Origin of the sequence: Komagataeibacter intermedius TF2 (assembly GCF_000964425.1) — a bacterium.
Taxonomy (GTDB): Bacteria; Pseudomonadota; Alphaproteobacteria; order Acetobacterales; family Acetobacteraceae; genus Komagataeibacter; species Komagataeibacter intermedius.
Window position 1 is genome coordinate 1 of record NZ_BANF01000149.1, and the last position, 10,667, is coordinate 10,667.

General features: G+C 61.3%; 10 protein-coding genes. 5 read left to right on the forward strand and 5 right to left on the reverse strand.

From position 1 onward, the window contains the following. Nucleotides 1-1,889 (reverse strand): pyruvate, phosphate dikinase (gene ppdK / locus B7449_RS14795; protein ID WP_048883755.1); only part of this gene is annotated, 1,889 nt, incomplete at its 3' end. 563 nt (nt 1,890-2,452) lie between these two features. Here ppdK and B7449_RS14800 point away from each other — a divergent pair. After that, nucleotides 2,453-2,629, forward strand: a complete 177-nt coding sequence (locus tag B7449_RS14800; RefSeq protein WP_010513182.1) for a DUF3311 domain-containing protein — start codon at nt 2,453-2,455, stop codon at nt 2,627-2,629. Beyond that, nucleotides 2,626-4,134: a sodium:solute symporter family protein gene (locus tag B7449_RS14805; protein ID WP_048883756.1), complete on the forward strand. Its 1,509-nt coding sequence runs from the start codon at nt 2,626-2,628 to the stop codon at nt 4,132-4,134. The genes B7449_RS14800 and B7449_RS14805 overlap by 4 nt, the downstream gene beginning before the upstream one ends. 158 nt (nt 4,135-4,292) lie before the next feature. Here the strand turns inward: B7449_RS14805 and B7449_RS14810 are convergent, their stop codons facing one another. After that, nucleotides 4,293-4,520, reverse strand: coding sequence for a (2Fe-2S)-binding protein (locus tag B7449_RS14810; RefSeq protein ID WP_039735261.1), 228 nt, complete (start codon nt 4,518-4,520; stop codon nt 4,293-4,295). 329 nt (nt 4,521-4,849) lie between these two features. Between B7449_RS14810 and B7449_RS14815 the strand changes: the two genes are divergently transcribed. Then, nucleotides 4,850-5,818: a D-2-hydroxyacid dehydrogenase gene (locus tag B7449_RS14815; RefSeq protein WP_039735260.1), complete on the forward strand. Its 969-nt coding sequence runs from the start codon at nt 4,850-4,852 to the stop codon at nt 5,816-5,818. A 95-nt stretch (nt 5,819-5,913) separates the two neighbouring features. Here B7449_RS14815 and B7449_RS14820 read toward each other — a convergent pair whose 3' ends face one another. The 3 genes from B7449_RS14820 to B7449_RS14830 all read right to left on the reverse strand — a co-directional run bounded on the left by B7449_RS14820 (nt 5,914) and on the right by B7449_RS14830 (nt 8,410). Then, nucleotides 5,914-7,125, reverse strand: a complete 1,212-nt coding sequence (locus B7449_RS14820; protein ID WP_039735259.1) for an MFS transporter — start codon at nt 7,123-7,125, stop codon at nt 5,914-5,916. Between the two features lie 23 nt (nt 7,126-7,148). Further along, complete coding sequence (locus tag B7449_RS14825; RefSeq protein ID WP_039735258.1) at nt 7,149-7,547, reverse strand: GlcG/HbpS family heme-binding protein; 399 nt, start codon at nt 7,545-7,547, stop codon at nt 7,149-7,151. Nucleotides 7,548-7,636: 89 nt separating this feature from the next. Further along, nucleotides 7,637-8,410 carry an IclR family transcriptional regulator gene (locus tag B7449_RS14830; protein ID WP_373321514.1) on the reverse strand — a complete coding sequence of 258 codons (774 nt, stop codon included), beginning with the start codon at nt 8,408-8,410 and terminating at the stop codon, nt 7,637-7,639. A gap of 117 nt (nt 8,411-8,527) precedes the next feature. On the opposite strand from B7449_RS14830, the gene B7449_RS14835 reads away from it, so the two are divergent. Further along, entirely contained in the window at nt 8,528-8,977 is a 450-nt protein-coding gene (locus B7449_RS14835; RefSeq protein WP_048883757.1) for an Rrf2 family transcriptional regulator, read from the forward strand. A gap of 239 nt (nt 8,978-9,216) precedes the next feature. Beyond that, nucleotides 9,217-10,608, forward strand: coding sequence for an NAD-dependent succinate-semialdehyde dehydrogenase (locus tag B7449_RS14840; RefSeq protein WP_039735900.1), 1,392 nt, complete (start codon nt 9,217-9,219; stop codon nt 10,606-10,608). Nucleotides 10,609-10,667: the final 59 nt, after the last annotated feature.

Here is a 10,667-nt window from a genome sequence, read left to right on the forward strand (position 1 = left end):
TCCAGCAGGCGCACCGTAACCGGCAGCCCCGCCATAATGCGGAACAGGCTGGCGAAATCATCACGCTGGAACGGCAGCAGGGCGGCAATGGCCTTCTGCCGCACGCTTTCATCATCGGCAATGATCATCTGCCGCACGAAGCCGATACGGTCAGGGCCGAAGAACATGTGTTCCGTGCGCGCAAGGCCAATCCCTTCCGCGCCAAAACGGCGGGCGGTGCGCGCGTCGTCCGGCGTTTCGGCATTGGCGCGCACACCAAGGCGGCGCACCGCATCCGCCCAACCCATGAGCGTGTTGAAATCATCCGACAGCGCGGGTTCGATGGTCGGCACGCGGCCAAGATAGACTGCCCCCGTCCCGCCATCGAGCGTGATCCATTCCCCCTGCGCCACGGTGTGCGTGCCAACCGTCATGGTCCCGGCGGCGTAATCGACATGGATGCTGCCCGCACCCGCCACGCATACGCGCCCCATGCCACGCGCCACGACGGCGGCATGCGACGTCATGCCGCCACGGGTGGTCAGGACGCCACGGGCGGCGTGCATGCCGTGCACGTCCTCGGGCGAGGTCTCGATCCGGACGAGGATCACGTCCTCCCCCTTCGCCGCGCGGGCTTCGCACTCCTCGGCCGTGAACACGACAGCACCCGCCGCCGCACCCGGTGATGCGGGAAGGCCACGGGTCAGCTGCACGCGCTCGGCCTTGGGGTCCAGCGTGGGATGCAGCAGCTGGTCAAGGGATGCAGCGGGAACGCGCTGGATCGCCTCTTCCTGCGTGATCAGCCCTTCGCGCGCCATGTCGATGGCGATCTTCAGCGCCGCAGCGGCGGTCCGCTTGCCGTTGCGGGTCTGGAGAATGTACAGGACATTACGCTGGACGGTGAATTCGATGTCCTGCATGTCCTTGTAATGGGTTTCCAGCACGGACCGCACGCGCAGCAGCTCGCCATAGGCTTCGGGCAGCGTGGTTTCCATGGGGTGCTGACCGGCCTCGGCACGGGCGCATGCCATGGGCTGCGGGGTACGGATGCCCGCCACCACGTCCTCGCCCTGTGCATTGATCAGGTATTCACCATAGAAAATGTTCTCGCCCGTGGACGGATCACGCGTGAAGCAGACGCCGGTGGCACAGTCATCGCCCATGTTGCCGAACACCATGGACTGCACATTGACCGCGGTCCCCCACGAGGCCGGGATTTCATGCAGCTTGCGGTACGTATTGGCGCGCGGGTTCATCCATGAGCCGAATACCGCGCCGATGGCGCCCCACAGCTGGTCATGCGGGTTGGTAGGGAATTCGCTTCCGGCATGGGTGCTGATGATATGGCGGTAATCCACCACGATCGCGCGCCACTGGTCAGCCGTGATCGCGGTATCGTCTTCCACGCGGCTGGCACGCTTGAACTGCTCCAGCGTATCCTCGAAATGATGATGCGGCACGCCCATGACGACCGAGCCATACATCTGGATGAACCGCCGGTAGCTGTCCCACGCAAAGCGCGCGTCACCGGACGAGCGGGCAAGCCCTTCCACCGTTTCATCATTCAGGCCCAGGTTCAGGACGGTATCCATCATGCCCGGCATGGACACGCGCGCGCCCGAACGGACCGAGACCAGCAGCGGCGCATCCGCGTCGCCAAAACGCAGGCCCATCGACTGCTCGATCCGATGCAGGGCTTCGGCCACCTGGGCCTGAAGCGCATCAGGATACTTCCGGCCATTTTCATAAAAGGCCGAACAGACTTCCGTTGTAATGGTAAAACCCGGCGGAACCGGCAGGCCGTTCGCCGCCATTTCCGCCAGATTGGCGCCCTTGCCGCCCAGGAGGTTGCGCATATCCGCGCGGCCCTCGTTCAGGCCTTTTCCGAAGCTGTAAACCCATTTGGTCATGTCTGTTCGTTCCTACGCGCGTCCGTCTGTCAGAAATGACGCCTGATCCGGAACAGGTCAAAAAAACAGGCGACCGCGCTATTAGTATTGTTTGTTGTTGGCAGGTCCGGGCTGTGAAAGTAACCGGCACGGGCAAGTCCGGGCAATCACTATTTTAGGGTCGCATGCCTGCTCGCATGCGGATCCCGGACAGGGCGACCGACGGGAACGACTGGCATAAATACGAATAAATATGTTTAATAACAGCATATTAATTGTGAAATCATGCACCAGCATAGACGCGGCGACCGCCACAGGAACCGTCTATTAATTTGTTTTAATGATATTAGTTATGCATTTTAAAGATGAGTTTTACGATCAGGAAACAATCATGATTCCGCATAAGAACGTTGTGCAATGCAGCAAAACATTGCGCAGCGCACAATAATAAAAATGTAATTACAAAAATAATTCTTCAAATTTCCAAAATTACTTGGAAACTATCTCATATTCTGTTGACACCCATGCACGGTTTCCAGAAACATCCGTTACGGCCACACAAAAAAACAAGAAGTACGGTCAAAATGAAAAAAGCCATATTCCTCCTCCTGCCATTCGCCGGACTCCTGTGGGTTCCGCTGTACAACCGGCATGATCCGGTGCTGTTCGGCTTTCCATTCTTTTACTGGTACCAGTTCGCCTGGGTTCCCGTCACATCCGCCCTGATCTGGATGGCGTGGAAAATGGACCGTCAGTCATGAACACATCCATCGTACCCGACAACGCGGCCATCAGCGTATTCGTCCTGTGTTTTGTCGCCACCATCGTGCTGGGCAGCACGGTGCGGCTGTGGCGGCCATTACTGAACCGCCGCAAGGCAGCGACACGCCATACCGAAGGCGAAGAATGGGGGCTGGGCGGACGTGAATTCGGCGCCTGGGTCACATGGTTTCTGGTGGGCGGGGATTTCTATACCGCCTATACGGTCATTGCCGTGCCGGCGCTGGTCTATTCCACCGGGGGGTTCGGCTTTTTCGCCCTGCCGTACACAATCATTGTCTATCCCTTCATTTTTGCCGTCATGCCCCGCCTATGGACCATCGCGCGCGATGGCGGCCATGCCACGGCGGCGGATATCGTACGCGCGCGCTTTGGCAGCCGGACGCTGGAACTGGCCGTGGCGCTTAGCGGGCTGGTGGCGGTGCTGCCCTACATCGCCCTGCAGCTGATCGGCATCCGGACAGTGATCGAGGCGCTTGGCTTCACCGGCATGCTGCCGCTGCTGATCGCCTTCGTCTCCCTTGCCGCCTATACATGGCTGGGCGGGCTGCATGCCCCGGCTCTGACCGCCTTCATCAAGGACGTGATGATCTATATCGCCGTGCTGGCGGCCGTCATTCTCGTACCGATTCATCTGGGCGGGTACGGGGCCATGTTCCATTCCGCGGCCGGGCACCTGCCCGATGTGCCGGACGGCCATATCGTGGCGCAGGGGCAGGTGGTGCCCTACGCCACGCTTGCACTGTCCTCAGCCTTCGCCGCCTTCCTGTACCCCCACACGCTGACCGGTATCCTTGCGGCCAGATCGGCCGATACCATCCGGCAGAATGCCGTCTTCCTGCCTGCCTATACCATCGTGCTGGGCCTGATCGCGCTGCTGGGCCTCATGGCCCATGCGGCGGGAATCGTAACCACGTCATCCTCGCAGGTGGTGCCGCAGCTTTTTCTGGCGATTTTCCCGTCATGGTTCGCAGGGTTCTGTTTTGCCGCCATCGCCGTGGGGGCGCTGGTGCCCGCGTCCGTCATGGCGATTGGCGCGGCCAACCTGATCATGCACAACATCCTGCCCCACCGCAGCGAATCGGTTACGGGGTCACGGCTGGCCGGTTTCGGGGTCAAGGTCGGTGCGCTGGGCTGCGTGATCTTCCTGAACGCCAGGTTCGCCATCGACCTTCAACTGCTTGGCGGCGTCATCATTTTGCAGACCTTTCCGGCGCTGATCATGGGGCTGCTGCCGCTGCGCCTGCCTGCGCCAGCACTGGTCGCGGGCTGGGTGATCGGATCGGTCGCCGGGCTGGGGCTGTGCTGGATCGATGGGCTGAAACCGGTGCATCCGGTGGCCTTCGCCGGTTTTTCGGCATCCGTTTCAACCGGGCTTCTGGCGCTGGGCATCAATATTGCCGTGACCCTGACGCTGGGCGCGGTGATCCGGCTGGCGCTGGGGGCGTCACCGTCCACCCTGCGGCCGGGCAGCATCCGACGTTAGCCCCCTACCCTATCCATGCGGCGCAGGCCGTCGCATGGATAGGGCTGCCACGTCAGTCCCTGCCCAACGCGGCCCCGTCACATGACCGGGGCCGTTTTTGTATTATCCTGATTTTTCCCGCCTGCACCGGCCCATGAACCACCGGCACAAACCGGGACTCAGATGGCATGCGGCTGGATTTCGCCTGCCCGGTGCATGGTGTCCGCAATGGTGGCGCGGCCCTGTCGTGCGATCTGGCGCAGCAGGCACACGACACCCGGCACACAATTCCCGCACTGGGCGCGACATCCCTTGGATTCGTATACTTCCTTAGGCCGGACAGCCCCGTTGCGCACGGCTGTTTCTACATCTGTATCGGTCAGCATATTGCAGGAGCAGACAAACATTTATCTATCCCAATCGATGATGTGGACACACCATAATCACGAATGAGAACAAATCGCAATACCCTTAAAATCCCTCACCTGACATTCCTGCTGGCGTCGCCGTGCCTTTCTCCCGTTTTGTATTATCCCGTTTTCATTGATATTAAGTTCGATAACAACACAAATGAACCAGACCATTCAGATGTCCGGCACGACAGATGTCAGACCACCGAACAATGGCGGACGTGCTGTTTTCAAATCCACTGGCGGCATGTCGGGTGGCGTGCCAGCATGAAATGGAATGACTCCATGCTGGCATCGATTTTCCATCGCCCAAGAGGATAATGGCCATGAGCAAGACACACAGCCCCAGCCAGACGGTCTATGTCGCGCATGAATATTACGATATCGCCGCGGAACTGGAAAAACGCCCCGGAAGCCCGCGCTGCGTGCAGGTCGGGACGTTCGCGGAGCTGGAACAGATCATGCCGCAGGTGGAAATCCTGGTGGCGTCCATGCTCTGGCGCAATAGCCTGATCGATCTGGCGCCCAGGCTGAAACTGATCCAGTCCGTCAGTTCCGGGGTGGAACAGTTTGATCTGGAACATCTCAGGGCGCGCAACATCCACCTGTGCAATGCACGCGGGGCAAATGCCACCGCCGTGGCGGAACATGCGCTGGCCCTGCTGCTCAGCCTGTCACGTCGTCTGTACGAAGCCCGGGACAACCAGCGCCGCGCCCACTGGTCGGGTACCGGCATGGATCGCCGCCCCCGCCTGCTGGAACTGACCGGCAGGACGGTGCTGATCGTGGGCATGGGCACCATTGGCGACAGGCTGGCGCGGCTCTGCCTGGCGCTGGGCATGCATGTCAGCGGCATGCGGCACAGCCCCCGGCCACTTGATGTTGCCGGCGTGACACAGGTCAGTTCCGGTGATCTGCATGCAGCCCTGGGCCAGGCCGATTATGTCATCCTGACCTGTCCCCTGACCCCACAGACCGAAGGGTTGATGGACCAGAAGGCCTTTGCCGCCATGAAACCCGATGCCTGCCTGATCAATGTGGCGCGCGGCCGGGTGGTGGATGAGGCCGCACTGATCGCGGCACTGCGTAACCGCACCATCGCGGGGGCGGCACTTGATACCTATGCGGATGAACCGCTGCCGCCGACATCGCCATTATGGCAACTGCCTGATCTGGTCATGACCAGTCATGTCGCGGGGGAAACGCAGTTCTATGAACGTAATGTCGTGGATATCCTGCTGGACAACATCAGGGCGCTGGAAACGGGCGGCCCGTTGCGCAATCAGGTCGTATGACCATGCTGCCGCATACGGACAGCCTGCTGACGGAAGACCAATCTGTGGCGTCCCGGCTGTCGCCCGTGCAGGACCAGGCGACAGCCCCTGATGTATCAGGCGCCCGCGCGCCGTTTCAGCACGGCCAGCGCGCACAGGTAGACGATCAGCCCACCCACTGAAAAAAGCGCCCCACCCCAGCCAAGAGCGCCATAGCCGAACTGCCGCGCCAGCAGGAAGCTGCCCCCGGCGGCCCCCACCGCATTGGCAACATTGAACGCGGAATGATTGAGCGAAGCGGCAAGCGTCTGCGCATCCCCCGCGAAATCCATAAGGCGTGTCTGCAATGCAGGCCCAAGCGCATTGACGAAGGCGGGCACCACAAACACATCAGCCAGCAGGGCAATATCGCTGTGCAGGAGATAGGGAAACACCAGCATGGCTACCGCGCTGCCCGCAAGCGCCATAAGCGCGGCAAGGTCAAGGTTGCGGTCAACCACCCATGCGCCTGCATTGGCGCCCGCCAGCATGCCCGCGCCCCACACCACCATATACACCATGGTTTCCCATTCCGGCACATGGGTCACGTTCTGCAGCACGCTGGTCAGGTACGTATAGATCGTGAACATCCCGCCAAAGCCGATGGCGGCAGTCAGCAGCGTCAGCAGCACCTGCGCGTTGCCCATCGCCCTGACTTCCCTGAGCGGGGAGTTCTGGCGGTTTGGCCGGTCGGCGGGAATATAGCGCCACACCCCCACGAACGTGACGAAGCCAAGGATGGCAATAATCAGGTAGGCAATGCGCCAGCCAAGGTGGTTTGCGGCAAATGTTGAAAACGGCGCGCCGATCAGGGTCGCAATGGCAATGCCAGACAGGATCCGCCCCACGGCCCAGCCCCGGCGCGCACGTTCCACCATGGACGCGCCAACCAGCGCGGAAATCCCGAACAGCGCCCCGTGCGGCAGGCCGGTAATGAAACGCGCGACCTCCACCAGCCCCGGCGTAGGCATGACGATACTCAGGACATTCCCGAAGCAGAACAGCACCAGCAGCACCAGCAGCAGTTCACGGCGCGACAGCCGCGCACCCAGAATGGTGATCAGCGGCGCGCCGATCACCACACCCAGCGCATAGGCGGTGATGGCATATCCGGCATCGGCCACGGACAGGCCGAGGGAGGATGCGAATTCGGGCAGCATGCCCATAATGGCAAACTCCCCCGTTCCCACGACAAACGTGCCGAAGGTCAGGATGAAGAAAGCGGCTGCCCTGCCATGGGGCGGCGCGACCTGCGTGATCGCGCTTTCGGCCTGCGTGTTATCTGACATGATGTACCATCCACACAGGGCAGTCAGGCGGCAAGCTGTGTCGCGGCGGCGCGGGCGATGGCAATGTCATCTTCCGTGCTGGCCCCTGATACGCCAATTGCGCCCATGATGGCGCCATCCGCCCCCTTCAGCACGACGCCACCACCGAAGCTGGTCAGGCCGCCATTGGTGTTTTCCAGACTGTAGGCCCCGCCATCGGGATGCGCGATGGTGGCGAAATCGGCGCTGTCCATCTGGAACAGGATGGCCGTACGCGCCTTTTTATGACTGACCTCCACCGCGCCAAGCGGGCAGCCATCCATGCGGATGAAGGCCATGGGCCATGCCCCGGCATCGACAATGGAAATACTGACGGTAACGCCCAGATGCTCCGCCGCGGCGCGGGCGGCGGCAAGCAGGGACATGGCACAGGAAAGCTGCACGGTGCGAACCTCTGGTTGACGAAGCAGGACAACAGGGTAGACCCGCCCGGACAGAATGGAACATGCAAATGTTCGCCAGCGTCATTTCTTCAACATTGCTGAACAGCAGCGCGTTCCACATGTCTCATCATCATCCACCCCAGCCGCACGAGATGCGCGCGGGGCAGCCGCACCGCCGGACCGGTCAGGCCGATGCTGGCACGGACTTCCCCCTTTTCACGCCACGGTATGGCGACACAGTTCCAGCCGGGGCGACAGGCCTCGATATCAATGGCGTATCCTTTCACCCTTGCCTCCTCGATCCGGACCAGGGTATCCGCGTCCAGCGCCCGGGTCGTCATGACCCGCTTGCGCAGGCCGGGCACGAATGCAAGGAACACCAGCCCAACCGCCGATCCCTCCAGCTGTTCATGCAGCGGCGGCCTGCCGTCCACTGCCGGGTCATGACAGTCGACCACCTCCAGATACGCGGCCTCGTCCCCGCTGGGTACCGCCAGATAGACGGTCATGCCGCTGTCACGTGCAATGGCGGTCATGACCGGGTGCAGCCGGGCGCGCAGGGCGTTGTCATCCCCCGCGATCCGCGCAAGGTTCAGGATACGGCCACCCAGATGGTAGCGCACGTCCCCCTGCCTGCGCTGCACGTATCCCAGATGGTCGAGCGTCTGGAGAATATTGTGCACCGTGGTCTTGCCCAGCCCCAGTATCCCGGCAATTTCCTGCAGGCGCGCATGGCCGCCTTTCTGGGCGATGATTTCCAGAATGGCGGCAGAGCGTTCAATGGACTGGATCAATCGGGGTGTTTTTTGCACAGCGGGTTTCCCGGCTATATGTGGAACATCCTGCGCCCTGTCCTGTCGCATGACATGGCCCGTCATGGCACATTCTCCACTGGCGCGCCCCCGGAGGAATGGAAAGCTGAAGACTCATGTGATTGTATGGGTCTGGAAATAATATGCAGATAGTATATATCTTCATCCATGCGCCTGACCCTGCATACCGATTACGCCCTGCGGACACTGATCTATCTGGGGATCCATACGGATCGCCTGACATCAATCCGTGAAGTGGCGCAGGTCTATGGCATTTCGGAAAACCACCTTGTCAAGATCATCCACCGGCTTGGCCAGGCGGGTTTTGTCGAAACCATCCGTGGGCGCAATGGCGGGCTGAAGCTGGGCCGACCGGCCGCGACCATCGTACTGGGGGACGTGGTGCGCCATACGGAAGAAGATATGGCGCTGGTCAGCTGCATGCAGCCGGTCGCGGCGGACGGCAGGACGGCCTGCATCCTGGCCGATGCCTGTCGCCTGCGCGGCGTGCTGGGGGAAGCACTTGGCTCCTTCATCGGGGTCATGGACCGCTACACCCTGGCCGATGTCATAACAGACCAGGAACGCCAGCGCCTGCACCGCCCCCAGCCCGACTGACGGCCATATGCCCGTTTGCGTTGTGGAATAAACTCCATTTTACAATTGCATTCCACACACAGCCGGACCGGACATAAGGGACGGAAAACCGGCGCTTTCCCTATTCACCTGCTATTTCTTCACCTTGCGGGACAATGGTTTTTTGCACGTTCGCGGGGTTGGTGATACCTGAAACGATTCTTGCGCGCCTGCGGGTGAAATATATACTTTCTGCCGAAACTCTGAGGAACATACTGCCAATGGCTTACGCGACCACTAACCCTTATACTGGCGAAACGCTCGAGACGTTTCCCAATGCGACGGATCAGGACGTCCAGACGGCCCTGACCGAAGCATATGATGTCTTCAGGACATGGCGGCACACCTCCTTTGCCGAACGTGCGAAGGTCATGACGGCAGCAGGCCAGATCCTGCGCCGCGATATCGACAAATATGCCCGCCTGGCGACGCTGGAAATGGGCAAGACCTTTGCCGAAGCCAAGGCCGAGACCATCCTGTCGGCGGAAATCTTTGAATACTATGCCACGCATGCCGAACGCCTGCTGGCACCCGAAAAGCTGCCGGTCGCGGACCCCAAGGAAGGCGACGCCGTCCTGATCCACCAGCCGCAGGGCATCGTGTTCGCGATCGAACCGTGGAACTTCCCGTACTACCAGATCGCCCGCATCATCGCACCGCAGCTTTCGGCCGGAAACACGGTCCTGCTCAAGCACGCCTCCAACGTGCCGCAGTGCGCCGCCGCGTTCGACAGCCTGATGATCGAAGCCGGCCTGCCCAAGGGCGGATTCCGCAACCTGTACGCCGCGCGCCATCATACCGAAATGATCCTGAGCGACCCGCGCGTCTGCGGCGTTGCCCTGACCGGTTCCGAAGGGGCGGGCACCATCATCGCAGGAATCGCGGCCAAGGCGCTGAAGAAGTCCACCATGGAACTGGGCGGTTCCGACGCCTTCGTGGTGCTGGATGACGCCGATCTGGAAAAGACCGTGAAGTGGGCCGTGTTCGGTCGCCACTGGAACGCCGGTCAGGTCTGTGTATCCGCCAAGCGCCTGATCGTGGCCGATGCGATTTATGACAGGTTTGTCGAACTGTACAAGAAAGGCGTGGCCGAACTGAAGGCGGGCGACCCGATGGACCCGGCCACCACGCTTGCACCGCTGTCGTCGCAGAAGGCGGCTGACGACCTGATGGCGCAGGTTGAGGAAGCCAAGAAGCATGGTGCTGTTGTTGAAGTCATTGGTGCGCCGGTTCCCGAAAAGGGCGCGTTCTTCCGTCCGCTGCTGATGACCAACCTGCACAAGGACAATGAAGCCCGTCACTGGGAGTTCTTCGGTCCGGTCACGCAGCTTTACCGCGCCAAGGACGATGCGGACGCCATCCGTATCGCCAACGACTCCCCCTACGGGCTGGGCGGCGCCGTCTTTACGCGCGACACGCAGCGTGGCGTGAAGGTGGCTGAACAGATCTATACCGGCATGGTGTATGTCAACCACCCGACCATGGTGAAGGCCGACCTGCCCTTCGGTGGTGTGGCGCGTTCGGGCTACGGCCGCGAACTGATCGGCCTCGGCATCAAGGAATTCGTCAATCACAAGCTGATCGACGTCGTGGACATTGATGCCCCGTTCTGATCCGGCCAGAAACCGGACATGCGGCCTGTCATAAGGACAGGCCGCGCCACTGGCTGGCC

Coding starts and splice junctions, on each gene's coding strand:
- B7449_RS14800 (WP_010513182.1), top strand. CDS start 2,453: ATGAAAAAAGCCATATTCCTCCTCCTGCCATTCGCCGGACTCCTGTGG.
- B7449_RS14810 (WP_039735261.1), bottom strand. CDS start 4,520: ATGTTTGTCTGCTCCTGCAATATGCTGACCGATACAGATGTAGAAACA.
- B7449_RS14820 (WP_039735259.1), bottom strand. CDS start 7,125: ATGTCAGATAACACGCAGGCCGAAAGCGCGATCACGCAGGTCGCGCCG.
- B7449_RS14830 (WP_373321514.1), bottom strand. CDS start 8,410: ATGCGACAGGACAGGGCGCAGGATGTTCCACATATAGCCGGGAAACCC.
- B7449_RS14835 (WP_048883757.1), top strand. CDS start 8,528: ATGCGCCTGACCCTGCATACCGATTACGCCCTGCGGACACTGATCTAT.
- B7449_RS14815 (WP_039735260.1), top strand. CDS start 4,850: ATGAGCAAGACACACAGCCCCAGCCAGACGGTCTATGTCGCGCATGAA.
- B7449_RS14805 (WP_048883756.1), top strand. CDS start 2,626: ATGAACACATCCATCGTACCCGACAACGCGGCCATCAGCGTATTCGTC.
- B7449_RS14840 (WP_039735900.1), top strand. CDS start 9,217: ATGGCTTACGCGACCACTAACCCTTATACTGGCGAAACGCTCGAGACG.